Below are 24,970 nucleotides of genomic sequence, written 5' to 3' on the forward strand. Positions count from 1 at the left end.
GCGTCCGACTCTCTGGAAAGGGGGTGTTGTTGGCCGAGGCAACTTTGCAGACTCCGCAAGTTTACACAGTCTGCAAGAATCGGGACCCTCCAGAGAGCTGTGACTTCCCCTACTCTTCGTCAATCCGCTTGAGCAGGTCCCCGAGGGCCTCGCGGATCTCATCGTGGTCGTACTGCGAGGCGCGGCTCTCGCCGGAGATCACGGCGCAGCGGTGGACCTTCCGCAGGTCGCTGAACGGGAACTTGTAGCGCGACTTGGTGCCGGACTCGTCCTCGTCCACGCCGAGGAACCAGCGCGAGTACTCGCCCTCCCCGTGGGCGTCCAGGTACTCGCTGAGCTCCTTCGCCGACGGCGCGTGCTCGCTCCAGTCGTCACGGGAGTCGCGTTCCACCTTGCCGTCGCGGATGAGCTTCTTCGCGTTCTCGTACGCCTTCTGGTTCAGCTTCACGCCTGCCCTCCTTCCGCTCACGACGCCGGTGCGGCGCCGCCTCACGCGGGTGAGGATTACCCGCCGCCGGGCCCACGAACCGCGGCGATGAGGCCTCAGCTCGCTTCTTCTTCATCGGCGAGGCCGCCCAGACGAGCCGGACGGTCGAGGGATACGACGCGAACCTGTACGCCGGCGCCTTCGAAGAGTGCAACCTGGTCGGCGTCGGCGGCGGCGTCGGTGACCAGGGTCCACGGAAGCGGCAGGCGCACCCACGCGTGGAACGGGCGCCGGCCGAGCTTGCTCGAATCGGCGAGGACGTACACCTTCGCACCCCTGCGTGCCATGAGCTCTTTGAGCCGGGTCTGGGTTTGGTCAGCCTCGCAGATTCCGTCATCGTGGGTGACGGCGTCAGCGCCGAGGAAGACCCTGTCGAAGGTCATGCGCTCGAGTGCAGCTTCGGCCAGAGGGCCGACGAAGGTCTGGCTGACGCTGCGGAGCCGGCCCCCAAGGCAGTCGACGTTGATGCCCGAGGAGTCCGCGAGCTCCTGGACCGTGTTCAGCGCTGGGGTGGTCACCGTCAGATTCCCGTGGGTCCTGAGGGCGTGGGCCAATGCCCCGACCGTGGAGCCCCCGTCGAGGAGGATGGACTCGCCAGGCTGGACCTGCGCCGCTGCCCACTGGGCAATCGCCTGCTTCTCCTCGAAGGCCTCGCCGATCCGCTGGCGCAGGGACGCCTCGGGGTGCGCGCCGATCGCGAGGGCGCCGCCGTAGGTCCTGGCGAGCTTGCCCTCGTCGTTCAGGAGCGCGAGGTCCCTGCGGATCGTGGAGGCCGTCACGTTGAACCGCTGCGAGAGCTCCTCGACCGAGGTCAGCCCGGCGGTGGTGGCAAGGCGGTAGATCTCTTCTCGCCGGGCCTTCGCCGTCGTCATCCGGATCCCCTTCGCCTCGCGTGGGCGCATCGGCTCGACACTGAGCGGGCGCCTCCCCTCATCGTAGCGAGTGGTGCGCCGGGGCCGCGGTGCGCGTGCTATAGCGACGACCCTGCGCAGATGACGTAGTCCTGTCCCGTGATCGAGGCCCCGTGGGGCCCGACGAGGAAGCCTACGAGTGTCGCCACATCGTCCGGGTCGACGAGGCTCCCGAGCGGGGTGGACACCGGGGGCACGCCAGCCCGCCTCGGGTCGGAGAGCATCGGAGTGTCGGTGGGACCCGGCGAGACCACGTTGACGGTGATGCGACGGGGGGCGAGCTCCTTGGCCCACGACCTCCCGAGTCCGAGGAGCGCTGCCTTGGTCGCGGAATAGTGGCTCTTGCCGGCGGCCCCAGCGGCGGTCCTGCTGCCGAGGAGCACAATCCGGCCGCCGTCCGCCATCGCGGGGACGAGCGAGTCCGCAAGGATGCTCGCCGCGCCGACGTGCACGGCGAACATCTCCTGCAGGGCATCCGGGTCCAGGGCGCCGAGGCGGCCGGTGCGCTGGAGGCCTGCCGCGTGGACGAGGGCATCGACGGCGGGGAGGCCCGCGACCGAATGCTCGACCGAGCGCGGATCAGCGAGATCGGCGTGCCGCCAGCTGAAGCCGTCGCCGAGGTCGGTCTCCCTGCGGCTCAGCCCCGTAACGCGCCACCCTTCCGAGAGGAGACGGGCGGCGATGGCGCGCCCGATGCCTGAGCTGGAGCCGGTGACGACGGCGTGCCCCACCTCAGGCATCGGCGTCGCCCCCGGGGGTGGTGGTGCCGTTGTAGGCCCAGTCGGGGCTGACCTTGACGTACTTGATGGCCTGGCGGAAGTAGGTGTAGGCGATGTTGAGCCCGCCGTCGGGTCCCTGGTGGATGGAGGGGTAGGAGAACTCCCGGTTCAGCCCGTCGCGGGAGTTGTTGGACAGGCAGTAGCCGTCGCCTACCTCGAGGTTGCGCCGGATGGGCCAGGTGCGGCCGGAGTCTTCGGAGATCGCGAGGGTCATGGGGGCGCGCGGGGTGCCCCAGAAGGCGGTCCGTCCGGTGGTCTGGCGGGCGGGCTCGACAGCGGGCGCGCCGGACTCCGGCGCGCCTTCCTCGATGAGGCCGTCGTCGTCGATCTCGTCGTAGAGCGAGAGGCGCCGCTCGGTCGTCTCCTCTGCGCGGCGGTGGTTGTAGACGAGGGCGAGCCGGCCGTCGGCGAGGGCGGTGAATTGGATGGAGGAGTTGTTGTTCGGCAGCTCGGTCGGAACGGGCTCGCTCCAGGTGGTGCCCTCGTCGGTGGACCGCGACTCGTAGATGGAATCGGCCCAGCGGCTGCGGTACAGGGCCAGGAGGGACCCGTCGGGGAGGGGCTGGATGTCCATGTGGACGCAGCCGAGGCTCCCGGGGACGAGCTGCTCGCGCCACGAGCGGCCGCCGTCGTCGGAGACCATCACGGCGCTGTCGTCGTTGTTGCCGACCCACTTCTCGCCCGGGGTGGTGAGGCAGCGGAAGATGGGGATGAGCCAGCGGCCGGACGGGAGGATGAGCGGCTGGTGCCGCACGAAGACTCCGCCGGTCTCGGTGGCCGGGAACAGGGTCTCCACCGGTCCCCACGTCCTGCCGCTGTCGGTCGAGATGCGGCGGCGCACCTCGGCGGTGTCCTGGTTGCCCGCGCGCTGCGCCGTGTACAGGAGCCAGACGACGTCCCCGCCGGGGGCGAAGAGGATCGGATTCTGCTCGGAGCGCGTGCCGTCATCGGAGAGCTGCTCGGGCTCCGACCAGTGGTCGCTGCCGGGCTCGAGGGCGGAGAACCACACCGAGATGTCGCCGATCCCCTCCTGGGTGCCGCCGAACCACACGCAGCCCAGGCGCCCGTCGGGCAGGGTCTGGAGGTTGGCGGCGTGCGACTGCACGGTTGCGGCAGGGAGGTAGGCGAAGGTCGCCCCGTTGGCATGCCGGAGGATCCCATCGCAGGTGATGGCGCTGTAGGCGCTGTCGATGGCGTTGCTGGTCATGGCGGTCTCAGTCCTGGAGGGTGGCTGCGTCGAGGTGGGCCTTGGCGGCCAGCTCGAGATGGGTGAGGTCGGAGGCCACCGTCGCGAAGGTGTACCCCTGCTGGAGCCGCTGGGCCGCTATCGTCCCGGCCGCGGTGTGGATGCCGGCGGCGATGCCAGCGGCCGCGGCAGCGTCAGCGACGGTGGCGAGGGCCTGATCGAATTCGGCCTGGACGGCGGGATCCCCGGGGAACGCTCCGCCGACGGCGAGGGTGAGGTCGGACGGGCCGACATAGATGCCGTCGAGGCCAGGAGTCGCGCAGATCTCCTTGACATTCGCCAGGCCCTCGGGGGTTTCGATCATGGCGAAGACCAGCGTCGCGGCGTCTGCCTCGGCCGGGACGGGCCCGATCCGCAGTGCGGAGCGCATGGGCCCGTAGGAGCGGCGCCCGAGGGGCGGATACTTCGCGGCGGCAACCGCGGCGGCGGCGTCGTCGGCGCTGTCGATGAGGGGCACGATGACGCCGACGGCGCCGGCGTCGAGTGCCTTGCCGATCGACGTCGGGCTGTTCCCGTCGACCCGGACGAGGCCAACCGCACGCTGGGAGGCGTCGATGGCCATGAGGCCCTGGAGCATCCCCGAGTAGCCGAGGAGCCCGTGCTGCGCGTCGAGCGCGACGTAGTCGTAGCCGAGGCGGGCAATCCGCTCGGTGGCGACCGGCGCATCGAGCACGGCCCAATAGCCGATCGCGCGTTCGCGTGCGCGGATCTTCCGCGCAAACTCGAGGACCTGAGGTGACGTCATTGTGCTCCTGCTTTCCGTTTCTCGTCTGCTCGGCTCAGCGGTTGTAGGCGGGCATCGGTCCGCGCAGCATGGCGCCGACGCTATCGCACGCTTCGACGACGTCGGCCGGGAGGGGGCCGTTGGCGACCGCGGCGATGTTCGCGCGCAGCTGCTCGGCCTTCGAGCCGCCCAGGAGTACCGAGCCGACGCCGTCGCGGTGGGCCAGCCACCGCAGCGACAGCTCAATGAGCGGGATTCCGGCCGCGTCTGCTGTAGCGGAGAGGGCGTCGACGGCTTCGAAGAGCCGCGGATCCCAGTACCGCTGGGTGTACATCGCAGCGAGCCGCGAGTCGCCGAAGCGCCCCTGGGCCGGCTTCGCCTCGAAGCGGTGCCTGCCCGTGAGCAGGCCTCCGCCGAGCGGGTTGTAGACCATGGTGTGCACCGCGTGGGCTGCGGCGAACTCGAGGTACTCCTCCTCGACCCGGCGCGCGAGGAGGTTGTAGAGCTGCTGTGCCACCACCGGACGCGGTGAGCCGACCTTGTCCGCGACGCTGATGAGGTCTGCGATCTGCCAGGCGGCGAAGTTGGAGACGCCCAAGGCCTTGATCTTGCCTTCGGAGGCCAGCTCGGCGACTGTGCCGAGCGTCTCCTCGATCGAGACCGAGCGGTCCGGCTGGTGGAGGTAGAAGAGGTCGACGCTTTCCACGTCGAGGCGCCTGAGGCTGCCTTCGAGCGAGAGCCGCAGGCCCGCCGCCGAGAGCGGCGAGTGGTTCCCGTGGTCGGGGTGCGGCATGCCGGCCTTCGTGGCCAGGACTACGTCGTCCCTGCGGCCCTTGAGCAGACGGGACAGGATCTCCTCCGTCCTGCCGCCCGCGTAGCCGTTGGCAGTGTCGACCGCCGTGATGCCGGCGCCGAGCGCCTCGTCGAAGATCACGCGGGCTGTGGCCTCGTCGGCAGTGTCGCCGAAGGTCATGGTGCCGAGGACCAGCTTCGAGAGGGGAAGCTCCTGCGGGGGAACGGCAGCGGGGTGGTTGCTCATAGTCGTCCTGTCGATGGTGGGGGGATCTGCCGCTCGGAGACTGCGCATCCTGCGCGGAACACGCACTAAAGCGTCGTGATCCTCCTTCGGCGATCCGCCTTCGATGCGTCAACTATCCCACTACTGCGCGAATTGAGCAATAGGGGTAGCGTGTTTCGCGCAGCTATGTCATGCTTGCTGGTGACGCAGCTCTCACGGCGAAATGGAAAGGAGGAGGGACATGGCCAAGGTCCTCGTCCAGGCGGATGACTTCTCAGGTGCCGCCGAGGTCGGCCAGCAGTTCAAGGCCCATGGCTTCACCGCGCGGATTGCGCTGACGACGTCGGGGACGCACTTCGACGGGCCGCCCTCCGACGGTTCCGAGGTCGTCGTGGTGGACACGCACACGCGCAGTGCCTCGCCCACGGCAGCCCGCGCTGCCGTCAGGGCCGCCGTCGCGGGCCTCGGACCAGCACCAGTGGTCTTCAAGAAGACCGATTCGCTCTGGCGGGGCAACATCGGCCCAGAGCTGTCGGCGCTGGCCGAGCTCGGGTATGGCGTGGTGCTTGCCGGCGCGCTTCCCGCGATGGGAAGGACCGTCGTGGGAGGCGAGCCCCTCGTGGCCGGCCTCCCCCTCCACGCTTCCGGCCTCTGGAGCGTCGAACCGCGCCGTGCCCCGGAGGACGTGGGCGAGCTCTTCGCCCAGGACAGCGCCGTCCGGTTCGTGGGGCTCGACACCGTGCGGTCCTCGGGCCTCGCGGAGCGCATCGCGTCCGCCGTCGATGACGGCGACGCCGCCGTGGTGGTCGTCGACGGCGAGACGGAGGCGGACCTCTCCGCCGTCGTCGAGGCCGTCGCCTCCCTGCGGTTCTCTTCCGGCCACCGCCCCCTGGCACTCGCCGGCACGGGCCAGCTCGCTGGCCTGCTCGCCCAGCGCCTCGCCAAGGAAGCTGCGCACACCACGCATCCTCGAACCGGCGCGATGCCAGCCGCTGTGCCGGGCCAGCGCGTCGCGGTGCTCGCGGTCGTCGGCTCCGCCTCGCCGGACGCACGGCAGCAGCTGGCGGGTCTAGCCGCGGAAGGTGTCGACGTCGTCGAGCTCTCCTCGGACGGGCGGCTGGCGGAAGGGGTGCGCACCTCGCTGGCCCAAGGCCGGTCAGTCGCGGTGACAGTGCCGATCGGACCCGTGGATCCAGCCCGCTCAGCGGCCATCGTCGGCAGGCTGGCAGGGCTGGCCCGGGAGGCCCAGCGGGGCCTTCGGACTGATCTCATCCTCACGGGAGGGGAGACCGCCCGTGAGGTCCTCGACGCGCTCGGAATCGCCTCGCTCGTCCCGCTCACCGCGGTCCAGCACGGCGCTGTGGTCAGCAGAGCCGACGATGGGCGGCTCGTCGCGACCAAGCCCGGCAGCTTCGGCGACCAGCATGCCCTCACCCAGCTCTACCGACGCATCCAATCCTCAATCAATCCCACAGATACAACGGAGATCCACATGACCCCCGCATACGACGACCGGCCATTCATCGCCGTGACCATGGGCGATGGCGCCGGAATCGGGCCCGAAGTCACGGTCGGCGCCCTCGTCCACCCGGGCGCCTACACCGACAGCCGCCCCGTGGTGGTCGGAGACGCCCGGAGACTGCGCCTGGCTGCCGAGGCACTCGGCATCGCTGCCGAGATCGTCGCGGTCGAGGACGTCGAGGACGCCGAGTTCACCCCTGGCCGCATCAACGTCGTCGATCCGGAGCTCCTCCCCGAAGACCTGCCGTGGGGCGCGGAGTCGGCGGAGGCCGGCAATGCCGCATACCACTACGTCAGGATCGCGTGCGAGCTGGCGATGGCGGGCAAGGTCCAGGGCATCTGCACGGCACCGCTCAACAAGGCCGCGCTGCACCGGGCCGGGCACATCTACCCCGGGCACACCGAACTGCTCGCCCACTTCATGGGCGTCGACGAGGTGTCGATGATGCTCTCGACCCCAAAGGTCAAGGTCATCCACGTGACCACGCACGTCGGCCTCCTCGACGCGATTCGCAGGATCGAACCGGGGCTCGTCGAGCGGACGGTCCGCCGGGGCGACGAGGCTATGAAGCGTGCGGGCGTCGCCCACCCCAGAATCGGCGTCTGTGCGATCAACCCCCACGCGGGCGAGAACGGGCTCTTCGGCTACGGCGAGGAGGAGGAGAAGATCGTTCCGGCGATCGAGAGGCTCCAGGCCGACGGGATCGATGCCCGCGGTCCGCTTCCCGCGGACACGGCCTTCTTCCTCGCCGGCCGCGGCGACTACGACCTCATCGTCGCGATGTACCACGACCAGGGGCATGGACCCGTCAAGGTCCTCGGCATCGAGGCGGGGGTCAACATCACCGTCGGGCTCCCCGTCATCCGCACCTCGGTGGACCACGGCACCGCGTTCGACATCGCCGGGAAGGGCACCGCCGACGTCCGCAGCATGATCGAGGCCCTCCGTCAGGCGGCCGAGATGTCGCCCCGCCTGGCCCTCCAGAAGTAGACAGACCTCTCCCTACAACTCTTCTCCCTACAACGAAGTAGAAGGTACCAAGCATGTCCAACGTCATGACCCCCACCCCCGAGCAGCGGACCATGTGGGTCCGCCGGGCCATCGTCGCCGGCGTCATCGGCACGACCATCGAGTGGTATGACTTCGTGCTGTTCGGCACGGCGTCCGCCCTCGTGTTCAACACCCTCTTCTTCCCGAAGTTCGACCCGCTCATCGGCACGGCCGCCGCCCTCACCACCACCGCCATCGGATACTTCTTCCGCCCCCTCGGCGGATTCGTGTTCGGCGCCCTCGGCGACAGGATCGGCCGCAAGAACGTGCTCGCCGCGACCCTGGTCCTCATGGGCCTCTCCACAGCCCTCATCGGGGTGCTCCCCACCTACGCCCAGGCAGGCATCTGGGCTCCGGTCCTGATGCTCCTCCTCCGCATCCTGCAGGGGATCGGGGCGGGCGCCGAGTTCGGAGGTGCCCAGGTCATGGTCTCCGAGCACGCGAGCAAGAAGCGCCAGGGCCTCCTCACCAGCCTCCCCGGCGCGGGCCTGGCCCTGGGCATCATGCTGGGCACCTCCTTCTACTCCCTCCTCGACTTCATGCCCAAGGACCAGTTCATGGCGTGGGGGTGGCGCCTTCCGTTCCTCGCCAGCGTGATCGGGATCGCGATCGGCCTCTTCATCCGGATGCGCGTCATGGAGTCCCCCGAGTTCCTGGCCGTCACCCGCACCAAGGAGCGGCCCAAGAGCCCGATCAAGGAGGTCTTCGCCTCCCACACGCGCAACTGGTTCGTGTCCATGTTCGCCTGCTTCGCCGAGAACGCGACCACCAACCTCGTCAAGACCTTCGTCCTGGCCTACGCGGCAACCTTCCTCCACCTCGACAAGAGCGTGGGGCTCAACGGCCTCTTCGTCGCCTCGCTCGTAAGCCTGTTCACGTACCCGCTCTTCGGATGGCTGGGTGACCGCCTCGGCATCGCCCGGGTCTACATCGGCTCCGCCATCGGGGTGGCGCTGTTCATCTTCCCGATGTTCTGGATGATCAACACCAAGTCGGTGCCAATGGTCATCATCGCCATCGTTCTCACTTACGCCATCGTCGTCCGCGGCATGTCCGCCACCCAGGGCGCGTATCTGGCCAACCTCTTCCCGGCGCGCATCCGCTTCACTGGCCTCGCCTCCTCCCGCGAAGTGGGCAGCGCCATCTCCGGCGGCCTCGGCCCCGTCCTGGCCACCCTCCTGCTGGCGGCGACCCATTCGTACTGGCCCGTCGCGCTCTACATGATCAGCCAGGCCGCCATCACCATCGCAGCGGTCTGGATCGGCCCGAGCAGGCGTCGCACTGTCGACCTTGACGAGACCACCGAACCCGCCTCCCACCCAGCAACCGCCCAGTAGCGCCTCCCCACAGAGGCTGAGCGTCCCACGGACAGGCCAGGCACTGTCCGTGGGACGCTTCGTCGTTCGGCACGAGTCACCCGCCGCCGGGCCCGCGAACCGCAACGATGGGGATGTCGAGTCGCCGGCCGAGCCGCTCCCAGTGGTCGCTGGGCGCGCCGGCGAAGCGGGCGGCCAGCTCGTGAGCCGTTCGCCCCACGTGGACGGCGAGCCGTTCGGCGAACGCTGGCTCGAGGGCGGCGACGGCCACGAAACCATCGGCCGTCCGGTACACGGCGTACCCCGGCAGGCCCCCGGCGAGGAGACCCCCGGGTGAGGTGAGGCCGAAGCGGACGGGGCCAGCGGCATCGTGCGCTGCCTCCTCGAGGACAACGCGGACATGGCTCTCACCGCCCCGCTCGCGCGCACGGAGGGCCAGCAGAGCTGCGCTCACGGCGCGCTCGGCGCCGAGGAGGTCCACGACCGGGACGCGCGGGAGGGCAGGCGGGGCAAGCGTGCCGTGGGCGGCCTGATAGGTGAGGTCGTGACCCGGGTGCTCCGCGGCCTCGCCCGCGTGACCCACGATCTCGACGTGGGCGAGGCCGTGGCGACGCACCGCGTCGGAAAGTCCGAGGCGGGCGAGCGCAGAGGGCCGCATTGCCGTGAGGAGCAGGTCCGCGTCGGCGAGCAGCGCGTCGAGCCGAGCACCGCCGTCGTGCTCCTTGAGGTCCAGGGCGACCACCCTCTGCCGCTCGACGAGCTGCCGGTACCAGCCGGGTGCACCGGCCGCGAGGGGATCGCCCTGCGGCGGCTCGACCTTGGTAACCGCCGCGCCGAGCGCTGCCAGACGGGCTGCGGCGAGCGGGCCGGGGATGTTGACGGCGAGGCTCACCACCGCCGTTCCGGTCAGGGGGCCAGGCTCATCCGTGATGCTGTGCGGCATGCTGCACAGCATGCCGCACTCAGGCACCCGAAGCCGACATAGGGGCCAGGCGCAGCGACGGGCCGGCCGGGCACAGGCACGCTGGGTCGAAGTGCCCTGTTTCGGTGCGCGGACCGCCGCTAGCCTGTGGCCATGGGCGAGATCCGGGAGCACGGTGCGGGGTCGGCGGGGATCGTTGTCGGCGTGGACGGTTCGCCGCTCTCGGTCGAGGCGCTCAGGTGGGCGGCTCGTCTCGCCGCGGGAATCGGCGGCCAGATCACCGCCGTCATGGCCTGGGAGTACCCGGCCAATGCCGTCATGGGGTCGTTTCCGGGAGCGGAATGGGACCCTGAGCAGGATGCAGAGCAACGCCTCCATTCGGCCGCCCGCGAGGCATTCGGGGACCCGCTGCCGGAGGGACTCTCCTTGGAGACGGTCCAGGGCCCGGCAAGGCACGTACTGCTCGAGCGCAGCCGGGACGCCGAACTGCTCGTGCTCGGCTCCCGGGGACTCGGCGGCTTCAGGGGAATGCTGCTGGGATCGGTGAGCGCGGCCTGCGCCGAACACGCGACCTGCCCGGTCTTGGTCCTGCACGGCTCAGGTCCGGCAGGAGCGGCCACTGATCCCGCGGCGGCTCAGGCGGACGCTGTCTAGGAGCCCCGTCGGCGCCGTCAGGAACGCGAAGGCGGCGACCTTGACCTGATCGCGGGGCGGGGGTCTAGAGCCCCATGATGAGGAGGGTCTCGGGCGCGGGTTCGCCAGCTGCCAGGGAGAACGAGTCGAGGGCGCAGACAAGGCGGTCGCGCTCCTGAGCGTCGAGGCGTTGGAGGATCTCCGCGATGGCACGCCTGCGGCGCTTGGTCGCCTCTTCGACGATGGCCGCTCCCTTGGGCTCAAGCGCGACGAGGACTTCCCGCCGGCTGCCCGGGCTCGGCCGCCGGACGACGAGCCCGGCGTCCTCCATGCGGTCCAGGAAGCGGCTGAAGGTCGACGGGACGCTGTTCAGCTTCCCTGCGAGCACCCCGATCGGCACGGACCCCGAGCTTGCCAGGACAACCAGGACCCTGAACTGCGGAAGCGTGACGGACTCGAGTGCCTCAACGACCGATTGGGCTATGACCCCGAGCAGCGCCCGCGACGCGCGGAGCACCGACTCGGCCTCCTCCACCCGGTCATTGATTTCGTCCCCTTTCGACGTAGGCGACATGGCTGCCCTCTTCCCTGCTATCCTCATCACCGAACATATGTATTCCGCAAATGTTGTCATTCTACAGTCAAGGAGATCTCGGTGCCGTCTGCCGCCGCTCGAGGGTCCCGGATCAGGGCGCTCAGCAGAGGCCTCGGGGAAAGGCTCGGGGTCGGATCCGTGCCCGTGGTGTTCCTAGCGGTGGTGGTGGGGCTCGGGGCAGGGCTGGCCGCCGTGGCGTTCCGGTGGCTCATTGTCGGCGCCACCCAGCTGTTCTCGGGCACGGCAGACTACGCGGGCACGCAGGGGCATCCCCCCAACCACTGGGTCCCCTGGCTGGGACCGGCATTCGTGGTCCTCGCCCCCGCCGTCGGCGGCCTGCTGTATGGTCCGCTCGTCCACTTCTTCGCCCGCGAGGCCCGCGGACACGGTGTGCCGGAAGTCATGTACGCCGTGGCCCGGGGGGGAGGGCGGATCAAGGGCCGCGTCGCGGTGGTCAAGGCGCTCGCCTCGGCCATCACCATCGGATCGGGCGGCTCGGTCGGTCGCGAGGGGCCGATCGTCCAGATCGGCTCGGCGCTGGGATCCCGCCTCGGGGGCTGGGCTGGATCCCCGGAGACGCAGCTGCGCACCTTGGTCGCCTGCGGTGCAGCGGGGGGCATCGCAGCGACGTTCAACGCCCCGATCGCTGGGGTGTTCTTCGCGCTCGAACTGATTCTCCGGGACTTCGCCGCCCGCTCGTTCGCGGCGGTGATGCTCGCCTCGATTGCTGCTTCCGTCGTGGGCCGGTCGCTGCTGGGCAACTACCCGTTCCTGCAGCTTCCCCCGTTCACCGTCTCGGATCCTGCCGAGATGCTCCTGTTCGCCCTCCTGGGCCTGGTGGCCGGCGGGATCGGCGTGCTGTTCTCCAAAGCCCTGTACGCGATCGAGGATCTCTGCGACTGGCTCTGGCGCGGCCCGGAGTGGCTCCGGCCTGCGGTTGGCGGCCTCCTGCTCGGGGCCCTGCTGCTGGTGCTGCCGCAGATGTACGGAGTCGGGTACCCGGTGCTGGAGGACAGCGTCCTGGGCCGGTACACGCTCGGCTTCCTCCTGCTCCTGGCTGCGGCGAAGGTCCTGGCCACGAGCCTGACCATCGGGATCGGCGGATCCGGCGGCGTCTTTGCACCTTCCCTCTTCATCGGCGCGACGACGGGCGCCGCGTTCGGCCAGGCCGCCGCGATGGTGTTTCCCCCGCTGGCCGGCCACGCCGGTGCGTTCGCATTGGTCGGCATGGGCGCGGTGTTCGCGGGCTCCACCAGGGCGGCCATCACAGCCGGCCTGATCATCTTCGAGCTCAGTGGCGAGTACTCCCTGATCCTCCCGCTTCTGCTGGCGGTCCTCACCGCCACGGCGGTCTCCGCTCTGGTCAGCGGCGACACGATCTACACCCGCAAGCTCCTCCGTCGCGGCGTAGACCTCTCCGCCCCGGCTGCGGGCAGGGCATCGCTGGCTGGCCTCAGCGTCGGCGCGGCCATGGGTCCCGCCCCGAGACCGGTCCGGGACGCCCTCTCCGCCAAGGAGACGGCACGGCTCCTGACCCTCCCAGGTCCGCGGGCGCTGCCCGTGGTCGGCGCCGACGGCAGGCTGACCGGAGTGATCACCCCAGTGGTTGTGGCGGAAGGCCTGGAGGGGGCTGAAGATCCGGACCAGCTCACGGCCGGGTCCCTCGCGCAGGTTGCGGCCCCCCTCACTCGGGAAGAGCCACTCGACGCTGCCGTCGACGCCGTACTCGCCGCAGGCGAGACCGACGGACTGCCGGTTGTCGACGCAGAAGGGACCCTATGCGGATGGCTCACCACCGAGCACGTCCTCCAACGCATCCTGACAGCAAGGTGAGCGGGCCGGAGCACTGCTGCTGCACCGGGGCCCGCTCCGCTTCAGCCGGTGGCCACGTCTCGCCGCCCTTCTGCCACGAGGCTCAGGATGAAGGCACCGAGGCCGGCAGCTGCCAGCCATGCCGAGGACGTCCAGGCGGGAGCTGAAGCTGCGAGGTCGGGGGCGTGCCCGAAGACGGCGATCGTCTCACCCCACGTGGGCACGCGGAGGAGTTTGCCCAGCATCGCGACCGTCGCGCTGGCAGCGAGCGGCGCCCACGCCAGGGGCTGCCAGCGGGGCGCGACGGCCAGGATGAGCAACGCGGCCCCGGTCAACGCCAGGCACGCGGGCCACTGGCCGAGGATGTAGCCGAGCGCGCGGAGCGGGGCGTGGTCTCCGCGGACGAGGGCGGCCGTGATGGCCGCCGCGGTGGCTCCCGCAGCCGCGAGCTGGATGAGAGAGCCGAGCGCCGCGACCACCGCGGTCCCCGCGAGCACTTCCCACCGACGCTGCCCGGTGGTCAGGACGAGGTCTACGAGGCCCGCACGCTCATCGCGGGCAGCGTGGCCAACGGCAACGACGACATAGCAGGCGCCCGTGATCCCAACGATGAGGCCTACGAACGCGAAGTAGCTTGAGACCGGAGATGTCTGCCCGGTCATGCCCTGCATCAGCTCGCTCGTGGCCCGGTCCTTCTCCATGAGGGAGACCAGGCCAGAGCTCAGCCCTCCGAAGAGTGCGCCGAGAAGCGTCATGCCCACGGACCACGCCGCGATCTGGGCACGGGAGAGCCTCGCAGCGAGACCGAACGGAGACCGGGCGCGCCCACGGCGATCGCTGCTGCCCCGTGGCCGGATATACCCCGCCCCGAGCTCGCGGCGGCCGCCGAGGAGCCGTTCGAAGGCAACGAGGCCGGCTGCGCAGGCGAGGAACGCCGCCAGCGGAAGCACGTGATCGCCGGCGTAAGGGGCGACCAGGGCCTTCCACCCGAGCGGGCTGAACCACAGCAGTCCCCCGTTGCCACTCGTGTCGGCGACGGCCCGCAGGGCGAAGCTCGCCGCGAGCAGGGCCATGGCGAGCCAGCGCGCCGTCGTGGCGTCAGGCATGAGGTGAGCACAGATCAGCGCCAGGACCCCGACGGTGAATGCCGCGATGGCGACGACGGCGCCGAAGGAGGCAGCCCCCGCGCCCGTCAGCTCGGCAACGTGCCCTACCTGAAGGGCCAGCACGGCGCTCACGAGAGCCCCGAGGAGCGCGGACACCAGCCCGACGACCAGAAGGACGGCGGCCCCGTAGTGGCCCGGTGACACGCCGCAGGAGCGCACGAGCTCGAGCGTCCCGGCATCCTCCGATGCGCGCGAGAGCCGCACTGCAAGCAGGAGGGCCATGAGGCAGCCGAGGACCATGACGTAGGCCCCCGTCTCGAAGGTCAGGAGCTGGCCGAGGGTTCCCGGAGTCGGCAGGACGCCGTAGAAGACCTTGAGTGCGAGGTTGGTGCGCATGGTCTCGATCAGGACCTGGCGGTCGGACAGCGCGGGATAGGTAGCGGCGTAGGAAGGTGCCGTGATTGCGACGAGGAGGGCGAGTGGGATCAGCCAGGCAAGGACCCGGGCCCGCTGCTGGCGCATCAGGAACACGACGAGGGTTGTCATCGTGGACTCGTCTGGTAGTGGCGCAGGAAGAGGTCTTCGAGGCTCGCAGGGGCACACGTGATGTCCTGCGCAGCGCTGCCTGCGAGGACGCCGAGGACCTGCGGAACCTGCGCACGAGGGACGCTCAGCTCGAATCGTCCATCCACCGTTCCGTCCACCTCCAGTCCCAGGCCCCGCAGCTCCGCGAGCACGGAAGCCCCATCGTCGCCGAGGCTCGCCGTGACGGTGGAGGCGGCAAGGTGGCGCATCCGGGCGAGGGGCCCTGATTCGATCAGTTTGCCGTCCTTAATGATGGTGACGTCTCGGCACAGCTGTTCCACCTCGGCCAGAAGGTGGCTGGAGAGGAGAGTGGTCCGGCCTGCAGCCGACGCGTCATGGATGCAGTCAGCGAAGACCCTCACCATGAGGGGGTCGAGCCCCGAGGTGGGCTCGTCGAGGATCAGGAGCTCTGTGCGGGCGGCGAACGCGGCCACCAGCATGACCTTCTGCCGGTTGCCTTTCGAGTAGGTGTGGACGCGCTTCCCGGTGTCGAGTGCGAACCGCTCCACGAGGTCCCGTTCGGCCGAGGGGTCGTAGGCACCGCGGAGCCGGGCCAGAACGTCGAGCACCTCTTGGCCCGTCAGGTTGCCCCACAGGTTCACGTCGCCCGGAATGTAGGACACGCGGCGTGTGACCTCTGCGGGGTGCGTCCCCGGGTCCAGTCCGAGGACCCGGACATTACCCGCGGAGCGTGAGTAGAGGCCGAGGAGCACGCGGATGGTCGTTGTCTTGCCCGCACCGTTCGGGCCGAGGAAGCCGTGGACCGAGCCCTGTTCCACCACGAGATCAAGCCCGTCAACCGCACGGAAGGTGCCGAAGGCCTTGACGAGGCCACGGACGTCGATGGGTTTCGACAAGGGAGCGCCGGGAGCACCGGTCATGGCCCTGCAACCTCGGCTGGTGTCGAGGCCGTGCGGCTCGGGCCGCCGGCTCGGGCGGCCGACGGCCCCAGGAGACCGAGGCGAGCGGCGACTGCCGCGATGAAGTGCCTGTACAGGGGGTCGGGGAACACGAGTCCGACGAGTTCGCCGATCGCGGGCGGGAGGCCCCCCTCGAACGGGGAAAGCGCCTCGATCAGATCAAGACCGCCGGCCCGGACGACCAGGCCGAGGGTCCGTGCGGCCAAGTCGTCCGTGGCCGCCGCCGCGTCATCGGCTGAGAGGTCCGCGATCCTCTCGCCGAGGTGCTGCAGCTCAGCGAAGAGCGCGATGGCCTCATCGATGGCCGCGTCGTCCAGTTTCATCGCGAATGCGGTCACTGCATCGGGAAGTGCCCCGCGATAGGCAGCGATCTCCAAGAGGTCGCGTTCACCCCGCACCCCACGGCGGACCGCTTCATCCTTGGTCCGCTTCTCGATTTCCTCGTAGAGACGCACCAGCGGGACAGGGAGGGGCGTGAGAGCCGATCCAGACCTGACGATCTGCAACAGGCGCTCAACGCGTTCGCGTTGTGCCGTCAGCTCGGCGATCCGCGCGGTCACTGCATCCAGAGCGGCTTCCAGATCGGCAGCCGTGCTCGTGGGCGTGCCTCGGCCGGTGCCGGCGATGAAGTCGGGCAGGCGGTCCAGCGGGACTCCGCCCTCGGCGACCCACCTGATGCGCAGCATTCGGGCCACGTGGTCAAAGCCGTACTCCCGGTAGCCGTGGGGCGAGGGCGGGACGGGAAGCAGTCCGATCTGATGGTAGTAGCGGACTGTCCGCGGAGTCGTTCCCGTGATCTCGGCCAGATCGCTGATGCGCATGCACCCACGATGCGCTGTGACGCAACGTCACTGTCAAGCACCGGAGAAGCCCGCGCCGCGTCGTCTCCAGGAGCGCGCGATCGAGAGGTGGGTACTGCGTCAGCCCGCACGCCGGGCGGCGGACTGCGCAGCGAACTGCACAGCATGCCGCACCGGCGCGTTCGGCGCGCCGAAGCCGTCGTACCCGGCGATCCGCTGCACCACCTCGAAGAACACGCTGCCCACCGTCGCGGTGTAGAAGTGCAGGAACTCGCCGTGGGCGTCCCGGTCGTAGAGCAGGTCCAGCCCGCGCAGTGCCGCGAGGAACTCGGGATCGAGCCCGAACCGGGCGTCGAGGTCCTCGTAGTAGTTCTCCGGGATCGGCAGGAACGGCAGTCCCCTCCGGCGGCATGCGGCGGCATGGGCAATGAGGTCGTCCACCTCGATGGCGATGTGCTCCTGGAACGTGTCCCGAAGCGTTCCCTTGACGGAGTCTGCCTGGATCCAGGGGGCGAGGTTCAGGGCGAGCCGGACGCTGCGCCGCAGCGCCCCGCCGTCGCCCGCCGCGTTATCGGAGAGCGCTGTCTGCATGACCTGCGAGCGCACGAGTCCGGCCGGGCTCGAGACGTCCTGCGATGCCTCGGGGGTGAGCGCGAGCACCGAGGAGTAGAACAGGACCGCCTCGTCGAAGTGCTGCCAGGGCTGGGCCAGGTTGATGTGGTCGATCCTCGCCGAGCCGGCGGGCTGCGGCGAGGCGTCGCCGTCACCGAACTCCTGCATCCATCTGGTGTCCTCGCACAGGAACACCTCGGTCGCATCCGGCGCCCTCACGGCCTGCAGGATCTCCTCGTTGGCCTGGGAGGTGCGGGGCACCGGCTGCGCCTTGAGCTGGACGGCGCGGGCCGCAGCGGTCACCGCGTCCGCGACGTCGAAGGCGAGGGCGGAGATCGCCGGAGCAACGCCGGCGGCGCCCTGGTGGTTCAGCACGATCCGTGCCTCGCCAAGCGTCCAGAGCGAGACCGGCTTGGTCCGGTGGTCGCCACGGGGGGCGAAGCCGAGCTGCGCCAGGAGCCGCTCGAGCGCGCCGGTGGCCTCCGTCCCTGCGGCCGACTTGACCTCCGCGAAGTTCAGCCCCGCGGGAGGCGCCACCTGCGGGAGGGTGGTCAGGCGCATGGCATTGGCGCGTGACGCCTGGGCGAGCTGGGCCGGCGTCGGCTCCACGGCGCCGTCGTGCGCGGTGCCCCGCGCCGAAGCAGCGGCGAGGGTCTTCGCCGTGCGCTCCTCGAGCCAGATGAGGGAGCGCATCGCATCCACGGCGGTGCGCTCCACATCGGCCTGCCGGAAGGTGTCGTTGAAGACCTCGAGGGACACCGGGCCGTTGTAGCCCGTGCGTGCTGCATGGCCGAGGAACCCGGGCAGGTCGAACTGCCCCTCCCCCGGGAACACCCGGTAGTGGCGGCTCCAATTGAGCACATCCATCGAGAGCTTGGGGGCATCGGCGACCTGCACGAAGAAGACCTTCTCCCCCGGGATCGCCTCGATGCCGGAGGGGTCCGGGCCGCCCGTGCCGAGGCGGGACAGGATGTGGAAGGTGTCCAGGCACGTGCCGAGGTTCGGGTGGTCCGCGGACTCGACGATCTTCCACGCGTGCTCGTAGTCGTTGACGTAGGTGCCCCACGCGAGGGCCTCGTACGCGACCTTCACCCCGTGGCCGGCGGCGAGCTCGGCGAGACCGTGGAGCTGCTCGGCGCGCAGGCCGTCGTCGTCGGTGTACGCCGCGCCCGCGGCGGCAACGGTGGAGCACACGAGGATCGTGTCGATGCCCAGGCGCCCCATGAGGCGGAACTTCGCCTCGGCGCGGCGGAGGTTGGCGCGGTACCGCTCGTCCGGGACGGAGTCGAGGTCGCGGAACGGCTGGTACAGGTCCAGGCCCAGCCCGAGGTCCGCGGCGAGGAGCCGCACGTCCTCGGGGCTCAGCGACGAGGTCACGAGATCGGTCTCGAAGATCTCGACGCCGTCGAACCCCGCCTTCGCCGCGGCCCGGAGCTTCTCCTCGAGGGTCCCCGAGAGGCAGACCGTCGCGATCCCGGTGCGCATCAGGCGGCACCCGCAGCGAGCGGGGCGTGGGCCTGCGCGGCCTCCTGCCGGGCCTCCTCCTCGATGAGCTCGAGGAAGTGCGCCCGCATGCGCTCGGCGTCCGGCTCGATGCCGGTGAAGATGCGGAACGCGTCCACGGCCTGGCCCACTGCCATCCGGCCGCCGTCGAGCACGCGGCACCCGGCGGCACGCGCATCCCGCACCAGCTGGGTATCGATGGGCCGGTACACGATGTCCGCGACCCAGTGCCGCGGCGTCAGCTGTGACGTGTCGAACGGGGTTCCCGGGTGTGCGGCCATCCCCGTCGGGGTGCAGTGCACGACGCCGTCCGCGGCCGCGAGCAGCGAGGCGAGCTCCGCCGTCGTGCGCGCCTCGACGGACGCGCCGGGGAAGAGCGCGGAGAGCTCGTCGGCGCGGCTCTCGGCACGGGTGCGGTCGACGTCGACAATCGCGAGGCGCTCGACGCCCGCCGTCAGGAGGGCGTAGGCCACGGCGGAGCCGGCACCGCCCGCACCGAGCTGGACCACGCGGCCGAGCGCGGCGTCCGGCAGGCCGGTGCGGAAGGCGGTGAGGAAGCCGGACCAGTCGGTGTTGTGGCCAACCGTGCGGCCGTCCGCCCCGATGACGACGGTGTTGACGGCGCCGAGCCGGGCGGCGTCGGGATCGACCTCGTCGAGGTGCGGGATCACGAGCTGCTTGCACGGGTGGGTGATGTTCAGGCCGTTGTAGCCGAGGCGGCGCGCGGAGCGGACCAGCTCGCCCACGGACTCGGGCACGAGGCCGAGCGCGGCGAGGTCGATGGGCCGGTACAGGTAGAGCAGGCCGTGCGCGGCGCCCTCGCGCTCGTGCATCGGCGGGGTGAGCGAGGGGAGGACGCCGTCGCCGATCAGGCCGACAAGAAAGGACTCGGTGGTCAGGCTCATGGGTCTCCTCGTGCTGCGCTGGTTCCGGTCGCGCCGGTGTGACCCAGCGAACATTCGTTGCAGAAAAAGGATGACGCGTTGCAGCAACAATGTCAATGAGGCACTGAGCACCGGAGACGTCCGGGCACCGGCCCCCCAAAGGACTACCGGTGCCCGGGCGTCAGCCCTTCCGCCGCCGCAGGAACGCGGCGAGCCGCCGTGGGAACTCCTGGGGATCCGCGGCCGGGCGGGGCGGCTCTCGACGCACAGGGGCGACGAGCGGCTCCAGGCCGAGGTCAACGGCGGCCTTCGCCGCGCGCAGCGATGCGGGCGAGAGACGGCTCCACCCGGCCAGGAGCGCCTCGAGCTCGGCGTCGAGCGCGCCGGCCGGGGCAACCGACGTGACGAGCCCTACTCGCAGGGCCTCCTCCGCCGGGAGCATGCGGCCCCCATAGAGGAGGTCCTTGGTCCGCGAGGGCCCGATCCGCAGCGACATGCGGGCAGCGAAGGCGGGCGGCACGAGGATGCCGAGCCTCGAGATGGGCATGCCGAGGTGGGCTGTGGACGCGGTGAGCTGCAGGTCGCACGCGAGGGCGAGCTGGCATCCGCCTCCAGCAGCCACCCCCTCGACCACCGCGACCGTCGGAACGGGAAGGTCCTCGATGGCGCGCAGGGTCTGCTCGAGCTGCCAGAAGCTGCGGTCGACCTCGTCGGCGCTCGCGCCGTCCCACTCACGCAGGTCCGAGCCCGCGCAGAAGACGCCGCCGCGCCCCCGGAACACGACCGCGTGGAGCGCACTGCGCTCCGCGAGCGACGCCGCCACTCGGCCGAGTTCCTCCCACTGTTCCGTGCGGAGCGCGTTGAGGCGCTCCCCGGTGCCGAAGGTCACGACGGCGAAGGAGCCGTCGTCGTCGACCGTCAGTCCGCTCTCGGTGCGCACCGCCGACTCCTTCATGCCGCTTCCTTCATCCGATGGCACCCGTGCTGTGCAGGCGCTCGATGTCCGCAGGGCCGTAGCCGTAGGCCGCGAGGATCTCGTCGCTGTGCTCTCCGACAGCGGGCGGCGGAGTCCGCACGGAGGCCGGGGTGCGGGTGAGCCGCACGGGGCACGCGAGCGTCCTGAGCGGGCCCCCGCGGTAGTCGAGCTCGGCGACCATTCCACGTGCCAGCACCTGCGGGTCCTGGACCGCCTCCGCCACGCTCTGGATGGGTCCCGCGGGGACGCCGGCGTCGTCGAGCCGGGCGAGCCACGTGGCCGTGGGCTCGGCCCGCAGGATCTCCTCGAGGACGGGGATGAGCTCGCGGCGGTTCTCCACGCGGAGGGGATTGGACGTGAACCGGGGATCGTCCGCGAGGTCGGGGCGTCCCACCGCGCCGGCGAACCTCCGCCACAGCTGGTCGTTCCCCACGGCGAGCATGAGGTGCCCGTCCGCCGTCGGGAACGCCTGGTAGGGGGCAATGGTCGGATGCGCCGAGCCGTAGCGGCGCGGGACCTCGCCGCTGGCGAAGTAGCCGCTGGCCACGTAGGTGAGCCACGAGACCGAGCCGTCGAGCAGGCTGATGTCCACCCACTGGCCCCGGCCGGTGCGGTCGCGCTCGTGCAGGGCGGCGAGGATCCCGATCACTGCCCACGTTCCGGCGATGAGGTCGGATCCGCTCATCCCCATCCGCACGGGCGGCCCGTCCGGCTCCCCAGTCACGCTCATGATCCCGCTGCGGGCCTGGGCGATCGCGTCGTATCCGGCGCGGGAGGAGTCCGGCCCGGTCTGGCCGTAGCCGCTGATCGAGGCGTAGACGAGGCCCGGGTTCTCGGAGGAGAGGTCCTCGTAGCCGAGGCCGAGCCGCTCGGCAGTGCCGGGGCGGAAGTTCTCCACCACGACGTCGGCCCTGCGCGCGAGCCGGCGCACCGCTGCGAGCCCCTCCTCCGACTTGAGGTCCACGGCGAGGCTGCGCTTGTTGCGGTTGACCGACAGGTAGTACGCGGCCTCGCCGCCCTGGTAGGGCGGCCCCCACTGCCTCGTGTCGTCGCCGCGGCCCGGCTGCTCGACCTTGATCACGTCCGCTCCGAGGTCCGCGAGCGTCATGGTCGCGAAGGGGCCGGAGAGGATGCGGCTCAAGTCCAGCACCACGAGGTCCCTCAGGGGGCCGTCTGCGGCCGGGGCTTCCCCGGGAAGCTCGCGCGGCCGCAGGGCCGTGTCGCGCACCGTCACGCGTGCCTCATCGACTTCCGCGATGCGGCAGGCGCCCCTACCGTGCTCCTCTTGGGGAGCAGCAGCAGCGCGACCATGCTCACCGCGGCGCAGATGATGATGTAGATGGAGATGGGGGTGGAGCTGCCCGTGCCCTGCAGCAGTGCGGCTGCGATCAGCGGGGCGGGGCCGCCGGCGATCACACTCGCGAGCTGGTAGCCCATGCCCGCTCCGGTGTACCGGATGTCCGGGTCGAAGCTCTCGGCGATGAGTGCCGCCTGGGGCCCGTACTGGACATCGTGGAAGATGAGGCTTACCACCACCGCGACGGCGATCAGCAGGGAGTCGCGCGTGTTGAGCAGGCCGAAATACGGGAAGGCGTAGAGGGCCGTTGCCACAATTCCGATGCCGTAGACGAGTTTCCGGCCGAAGCGGTCGGACAGCATGCCGAAGACGGGGATGCTGATGAGCCCCAGCGCGGCGGCGATCAGGGTGTCGACGAGGATCGCATCGCTGCTGGTCTTCAGCTGCTTGGTCACGTAGGTGATGACGAATGTGATGAAGATGTAGAACGGCGCCTGCTCTGACGCCCGGACGAAGGCCGAGAGGAGGATCTCCTTGGGCTGGCGACGGAAGGCCTCCATCAGCGGGACGTTGACGACCTTGTCCGCCTTGCGGACGGCCTCGAATTCGGGGCTCTCGACCACACGCAGCCGCACGAACAGGCCCACGCCGACAAGAATAATGCTCAGCAGGAACGGGATACGCCACCCATAGGTGGCGAAGTCGGCGCCGGTGATCCCCGAGAAGAGCCGGACGAGGCCAGTTGAGAGGATGAGGCCCAGCGGCACGCCCATCTGCGGCCAGCTGGCGGAGAGGCCACGGCGCTCCTTGTGGCCCCACTCCATGGCGATCAGCACCGAGCCGCCCCACTCGCCGCCCACGCCGATGCCCTGGATGATGCGCAGGACGGTCAGGAGGATCGGAGCCCAGACGCCGATGGCCTGGTACGTCGGCAGCACGCCGATGAGCACGGTTCCGAAGGCCATGAGGAACAGCGTGACCATGAGGGTCGTCTTGCGCCCGATCCTGTCGCCGTAGTGGCCGAAGATCGCGGCGCCCACGGGGCGGGCCACGAACCCGACGAACTGGGTGCTGAAGGCCGCGATGACGCCGGCGAGGTTGTCGCCGCCGGGGAAGAACAGCTGCGGGAAGACGAGGGCGGCTGCCGTCCCGTAGAGGAAGAAGTCGTACCACTCGATCGTGGTGCCCACCACGCTCGCGTAGGTGGCTCGTCGCACTGCTTGTTCTCGGGTTACTGCATGAACGCTCATCAGTCCTCCAGTGGCATGATGCGGGGTCCAGTGGGCCCTGTCTTCGGGGCGATCTCTCGGCTCGTCGTCGAGGCACTTGCTACTCGTCTTTGAGCTATGAAACCCGTATGGTGATGTGCGTACCCATAATCCGGGTTACGGAATCCAGGTGTCAACGGTTTTCTTCAAGAACATGTGAGGTGGGCCACGTGGTCCGCCTGCTGATTGGGAGGGCGTGGCTGGCCATGGCGAAGGAATCGAGCGGCGCGGGGGCGCCCCTCCTAGTGCTGGCGAAGGTCTCGGCAATCCTGGACTGCTTCTCGGCAGAGGCACCCGAGCCCACACTGCAGCTGATCATCCGCGGCACGGGGCTGCCCGCCAGCACGTGCCAGCGCCTCGTGCAGAACATGGTCCGTGAGGGCTTCCTCGACAAGGACGGCGACAGGTACAGGATCGGCATCCAGCTCGTCCGGTGGGCGACGCCCGGCACGATCGGCCTCGACATCGTGCGCACCGTGCGGCCCATCCTCCACGCACTCCGCGACGAGACCGGGGAGACGGCGTGCCTCTACGTCCGCGACGGCGCGCACCGCACGGTCGTCTCGGTCGCCGAGACCCGGCACGTCGTCATGCGCCCCTTCTACGTGGGCCAGGTCATGCCCATCCACGCCGGCGCGCCCGGCAAGATCTTCCTCGCCTTCGATCCCGAGGCGCGGACAGCCATCCGAAACTCTGAGCTGACGAGATTCACGGCGCACACCCCGGACAGCTGGGAGCAGCTGGACGAGCAGGTGGAGCTGGCCCGTTCGCAGGGCTTCTTCGCGGCCTTCGGCGAGCGCAACAGCGATGTCGGCTCCATCAGCGCCCCGGTCTACAGCCACACCGGAGACCTCGCTGCCGTGCTGGGCGTGGGCTTCCCGGTCCAGCGGGTGGGGCCGGACGACGTCGACCGGCTCGGTCCCGCCGTCGCGCGGGCGGCGCGCGAGGCGAGCGAGGCGATGGGGTACCGGGCGCCCCAGCCGGTCGCATCAGGGCGGGGCTGAGAGCCTCACGGGTGAAGAGACGTCGGCCTGCCGGTGCTCTCCTGCGCGGCGAGGAAGGAGACGATCGCCTCGCCGCACGCGGCCGGCTGGTCGAGCCAGACGAGGTGGCTCGCGTCCTGCACCACCTCGAGCCGGCCGTGCGGCATCCTGTCGGCGAGCATCCGGCCGACGTCGGGGGTGCCCAGGGGGTCCTTGTCCCCCCACAGCAGGAGGGTCGGCACGGCGAGGCTGCCGAGCTCGGGCATGAGCGAGTGTGTGGCGGCCGTCCGCTTCGCGTACAGCCCGGTGCCTGCCGGCACGAAGACCTGCTCGACCATCGTGCGCCAGCTGCGCGTAGCCCCCGGCAGCTGGGCAGCCGCCGCGAAGCACGAGAGCAGGCCGGCGGGCACGTGCTCGGGGTGGGCGACAATCCGTCCCTTGGCCAGCCCCGCCCGGGCCCCCTCCGCATCGTGCGGCGGCCGGAGCGCCGTGGCATAGAGCAGGGCGTTGAGGCCCCGGGTGCCGACGAGCCGGTGGAAGAGCCGCGGGTTGCCGTCGGCCCCGGCGGGCTCTCCGAGCAGAACCAGTTTGGAGACCCTCTGCGGGTACTGAAGGGCGAACGCCAAGGAGAAGAAGCCGCCCATGGAGTTCCCGACGAGCGCGACACGCTCGAGCCCGAGCGCGTCCAGCACGCCGCGGAGGAACTGGGCGCCGTGCTGGCGGAGGTTGACGCCGCGATAGTCGAACCCCCCGGTGAGGCCGCATCCCGGCCTGTCGGGCATGAGGAGGCGCATCCGCGGGGCAAGCCAGGGCAGCAGCGGGGCCCACGATGCCGCGACGCTGTTGCCGCCGTGCACCATGAGCACGGGCTCGCCCGCTCCGGCCTCGAGGAGGTGGACGCGCATCGGCGGCTTCCTGACCTCGATGAACCTCGATTCGGCGGCGACGCCCGCTTCTGCGAGAGCGGCCTCCTGCGCCCGGCGGAACCGCTCGGCTGCCGCATCCTGCCTGCTCATCCCGG

At 70.3% G+C, this 24,970-nt stretch carries 22 protein-coding genes; 5 read left to right on the forward strand and 17 right to left on the reverse strand.

Features of this window, described 5'->3' with window-relative positions; genetic code table 11:
* Window positions 1-109: 109 nt before the first annotated feature.
* The 6 genes from IE231_RS13670 to IE231_RS13695 all read right to left on the reverse strand — a co-directional run bounded on the left by IE231_RS13670 (window position 110) and on the right by IE231_RS13695 (window position 5,186).
* Window positions 110-448 (reverse strand): hypothetical protein, encoded by a 339-nt coding sequence (locus IE231_RS13670; protein ID WP_189694527.1) that lies wholly within the window; start codon window positions 446-448, stop codon window positions 110-112.
* A 95-nt stretch (window positions 449-543) separates the two neighbouring features.
* Window positions 544-1,359: a DeoR/GlpR family DNA-binding transcription regulator gene (locus IE231_RS13675; RefSeq protein WP_189694528.1), complete on the reverse strand. Its 816-nt coding sequence runs from the start codon at window positions 1,357-1,359 to the stop codon at window positions 544-546.
* Window positions 1,360-1,457: 98 nt separating this feature from the next.
* Window positions 1,458-2,138: an SDR family NAD(P)-dependent oxidoreductase gene (locus IE231_RS13680; RefSeq protein ID WP_189694529.1), complete on the reverse strand. Its 681-nt coding sequence runs from the start codon at window positions 2,136-2,138 to the stop codon at window positions 1,458-1,460.
* The gene (locus IE231_RS13685; protein WP_189694530.1) at window positions 2,131-3,384 is read right to left on the reverse strand and encodes a sialidase family protein; all 1,254 of its coding nucleotides are present in this window, start codon (window positions 3,382-3,384) and stop codon (window positions 2,131-2,133) included. The genes IE231_RS13680 and IE231_RS13685 overlap by 8 nt, the downstream gene beginning before the upstream one ends.
* Window positions 3,385-3,391: 7 nt before the next feature.
* Complete coding sequence (locus IE231_RS13690; RefSeq protein ID WP_189694531.1) at window positions 3,392-4,168, reverse strand: HpcH/HpaI aldolase family protein; 777 nt, start codon at window positions 4,166-4,168, stop codon at window positions 3,392-3,394.
* Window positions 4,169-4,202: 34 nt separating this feature from the next.
* Window positions 4,203-5,186, reverse strand: coding sequence for an aldo/keto reductase (locus tag IE231_RS13695; RefSeq protein WP_189694532.1), 984 nt, complete (start codon window positions 5,184-5,186; stop codon window positions 4,203-4,205).
* 220 nt (window positions 5,187-5,406) lie between these two features.
* Between IE231_RS13695 and pdxA the strand changes: the two genes are divergently transcribed.
* On the forward strand, window positions 5,407-7,677 hold the full coding sequence (gene pdxA / locus IE231_RS13700; RefSeq protein WP_189694533.1) for a 4-hydroxythreonine-4-phosphate dehydrogenase PdxA: 2,271 nt from the start codon (window positions 5,407-5,409) through the stop codon (window positions 7,675-7,677).
* A gap of 53 nt (window positions 7,678-7,730) precedes the next feature.
* On the forward strand, window positions 7,731-9,074 hold the full coding sequence (locus IE231_RS13705) for an MFS transporter (protein ID WP_189694534.1): 1,344 nt from the start codon (window positions 7,731-7,733) through the stop codon (window positions 9,072-9,074).
* A 76-nt stretch (window positions 9,075-9,150) separates the two neighbouring features.
* Here IE231_RS13705 and IE231_RS13710 read toward each other — a convergent pair whose 3' ends face one another.
* Window positions 9,151-9,996, reverse strand: a complete 846-nt coding sequence (locus tag IE231_RS13710; protein WP_189694535.1) for a CoA transferase — start codon at window positions 9,994-9,996, stop codon at window positions 9,151-9,153.
* Window positions 9,997-10,128: 132 nt separating this feature from the next.
* Here IE231_RS13710 and IE231_RS13715 point away from each other — a divergent pair, with 132 nt between their 5' ends.
* Entirely contained in the window at window positions 10,129-10,629 is a 501-nt protein-coding gene (locus tag IE231_RS13715) for a universal stress protein (RefSeq protein ID WP_189694536.1), read from the forward strand.
* Between the two features lie 64 nt (window positions 10,630-10,693).
* On the opposite strand, the gene IE231_RS13720 is transcribed toward IE231_RS13715, so the two are convergent.
* Window positions 10,694-11,182 (reverse strand): MarR family transcriptional regulator, encoded by a 489-nt coding sequence (locus IE231_RS13720; RefSeq protein WP_229866979.1) that lies wholly within the window; start codon window positions 11,180-11,182, stop codon window positions 10,694-10,696.
* An 81-nt stretch (window positions 11,183-11,263) separates the two neighbouring features.
* Between IE231_RS13720 and IE231_RS13725 the strand changes: the two genes are divergently transcribed.
* Window positions 11,264-13,036 carry a chloride channel protein gene (locus IE231_RS13725; protein ID WP_229866982.1) on the forward strand — a complete coding sequence of 591 codons (1,773 nt, stop codon included), beginning with the start codon at window positions 11,264-11,266 and terminating at the stop codon, window positions 13,034-13,036.
* Window positions 13,037-13,077: 41 nt separating this feature from the next.
* Here the strand turns inward: IE231_RS13725 and IE231_RS13730 are convergent, their stop codons facing one another.
* The 8 genes from IE231_RS13730 to IE231_RS13765 form a co-directional block, all read right to left on the reverse strand.
* Window positions 13,078-14,667 carry an ABC transporter permease gene (locus IE231_RS13730; protein ID WP_189694538.1) on the reverse strand — a complete coding sequence of 530 codons (1,590 nt, stop codon included), beginning with the start codon at window positions 14,665-14,667 and terminating at the stop codon, window positions 13,078-13,080.
* Entirely contained in the window at window positions 14,664-15,587 is a 924-nt protein-coding gene (locus IE231_RS13735; protein ID WP_189694539.1) for an ABC transporter ATP-binding protein, read from the reverse strand. Before IE231_RS13735 ends, IE231_RS13730 begins: the two co-directional genes overlap by 4 nt.
* Window positions 15,584-16,447, reverse strand: a complete 864-nt coding sequence (locus tag IE231_RS13740) for a MerR family transcriptional regulator (RefSeq protein WP_189694540.1) — start codon at window positions 16,445-16,447, stop codon at window positions 15,584-15,586. Before IE231_RS13740 ends, IE231_RS13735 begins: the two co-directional genes overlap by 4 nt.
* Before the next feature lie 99 nt (window positions 16,448-16,546).
* A complete protein-coding gene (locus tag IE231_RS13745) occupies window positions 16,547-18,523 on the reverse strand; it encodes a bifunctional sugar phosphate isomerase/epimerase/4-hydroxyphenylpyruvate dioxygenase family protein (RefSeq protein WP_189694541.1) in 1,977 nt (658 codons plus the stop codon).
* Window positions 18,523-19,446, reverse strand: coding sequence for a shikimate dehydrogenase (locus IE231_RS13750; protein WP_189694542.1), 924 nt, complete (start codon window positions 19,444-19,446; stop codon window positions 18,523-18,525). Before IE231_RS13750 ends, IE231_RS13745 begins: the two co-directional genes overlap by 1 nt.
* A 160-nt stretch (window positions 19,447-19,606) precedes the next feature.
* On the reverse strand, window positions 19,607-20,380 hold the full coding sequence (locus IE231_RS13755; RefSeq protein WP_189694543.1) for an enoyl-CoA hydratase/isomerase family protein: 774 nt from the start codon (window positions 20,378-20,380) through the stop codon (window positions 19,607-19,609).
* A gap of 10 nt (window positions 20,381-20,390) precedes the next feature.
* On the reverse strand, window positions 20,391-21,635 hold the full coding sequence (locus IE231_RS13760) for a CaiB/BaiF CoA transferase family protein (RefSeq protein ID WP_229866984.1): 1,245 nt from the start codon (window positions 21,633-21,635) through the stop codon (window positions 20,391-20,393).
* Complete coding sequence (locus tag IE231_RS13765; protein ID WP_201896931.1) at window positions 21,632-22,915, reverse strand: MFS transporter; 1,284 nt, start codon at window positions 22,913-22,915, stop codon at window positions 21,632-21,634. The genes IE231_RS13760 and IE231_RS13765 overlap by 4 nt, the downstream gene beginning before the upstream one ends.
* A gap of 221 nt (window positions 22,916-23,136) precedes the next feature.
* On the opposite strand from IE231_RS13765, the gene IE231_RS13770 reads away from it, so the two are divergent.
* Window positions 23,137-23,970, forward strand: coding sequence for an IclR family transcriptional regulator (locus IE231_RS13770; protein ID WP_229866986.1), 834 nt, complete (start codon window positions 23,137-23,139; stop codon window positions 23,968-23,970).
* A 5-nt stretch (window positions 23,971-23,975) separates the two neighbouring features.
* Here the strand turns inward: IE231_RS13770 and IE231_RS13775 are convergent, their stop codons facing one another.
* On the reverse strand, window positions 23,976-24,965 hold the full coding sequence (locus tag IE231_RS13775; protein WP_189694545.1) for an alpha/beta fold hydrolase: 990 nt from the start codon (window positions 24,963-24,965) through the stop codon (window positions 23,976-23,978).
* Between the last annotated feature and the right edge of the window lie 5 nt (window positions 24,966-24,970).

The sequence above is a fragment of the Sinomonas cellulolyticus genome (genome assembly GCF_014656475.1).
Lineage (GTDB): Bacteria > Actinomycetota > Actinomycetes > Actinomycetales > Micrococcaceae > Sinomonas > Sinomonas cellulolyticus.

Excerpts from the sequence above, each read along its gene's own strand:
- IE231_RS13675 (WP_189694528.1), bottom strand. The coding sequence starts at position 1,359 with ATGACGACGGCGAAGGCCCGGCGAGAAGAGATCTACCGCCTTGCCACC.
- IE231_RS13680 (WP_189694529.1), bottom strand. The coding sequence starts at position 2,138 with ATGCCTGAGGTGGGGCACGCCGTCGTCACCGGCTCCAGCTCAGGCATC.
- IE231_RS13685 (WP_189694530.1), bottom strand. The coding sequence starts at position 3,384 with ATGACCAGCAACGCCATCGACAGCGCCTACAGCGCCATCACCTGCGAT.
- IE231_RS13690 (WP_189694531.1), bottom strand. The coding sequence starts at position 4,168 with ATGACGTCACCTCAGGTCCTCGAGTTTGCGCGGAAGATCCGCGCACGC.
- IE231_RS13695 (WP_189694532.1), bottom strand. The coding sequence starts at position 5,186 with ATGAGCAACCACCCCGCTGCCGTTCCCCCGCAGGAGCTTCCCCTCTCG.
- pdxA (WP_189694533.1), top strand. The coding sequence starts at position 5,407 with ATGGCCAAGGTCCTCGTCCAGGCGGATGACTTCTCAGGTGCCGCCGAG.
- IE231_RS13705 (WP_189694534.1), top strand. The coding sequence starts at position 7,731 with ATGTCCAACGTCATGACCCCCACCCCCGAGCAGCGGACCATGTGGGTC.
- IE231_RS13710 (WP_189694535.1), bottom strand. The coding sequence starts at position 9,996 with ATGCCGCACAGCATCACGGATGAGCCTGGCCCCCTGACCGGAACGGCG.
- IE231_RS13715 (WP_189694536.1), top strand. The coding sequence starts at position 10,129 with ATGGGCGAGATCCGGGAGCACGGTGCGGGGTCGGCGGGGATCGTTGTC.
- IE231_RS13720 (WP_229866979.1), bottom strand. The coding sequence starts at position 11,182 with ATGTCGCCTACGTCGAAAGGGGACGAAATCAATGACCGGGTGGAGGAG.
- IE231_RS13730 (WP_189694538.1), bottom strand. The coding sequence starts at position 14,667 with ATGACAACCCTCGTCGTGTTCCTGATGCGCCAGCAGCGGGCCCGGGTC.
- IE231_RS13735 (WP_189694539.1), bottom strand. The coding sequence starts at position 15,587 with ATGACCGGTGCTCCCGGCGCTCCCTTGTCGAAACCCATCGACGTCCGT.
- IE231_RS13740 (WP_189694540.1), bottom strand. The coding sequence starts at position 16,447 with ATGCGCATCAGCGATCTGGCCGAGATCACGGGAACGACTCCGCGGACA.
- IE231_RS13745 (WP_189694541.1), bottom strand. The coding sequence starts at position 18,523 with ATGCGCACCGGGATCGCGACGGTCTGCCTCTCGGGGACCCTCGAGGAG.
- IE231_RS13750 (WP_189694542.1), bottom strand. The coding sequence starts at position 19,446 with ATGAGCCTGACCACCGAGTCCTTTCTTGTCGGCCTGATCGGCGACGGC.
- IE231_RS13755 (WP_189694543.1), bottom strand. The coding sequence starts at position 20,380 with ATGAAGGAGTCGGCGGTGCGCACCGAGAGCGGACTGACGGTCGACGAC.
- IE231_RS13775 (WP_189694545.1), bottom strand. The coding sequence starts at position 24,965 with ATGAGCAGGCAGGATGCGGCAGCCGAGCGGTTCCGCCGGGCGCAGGAG.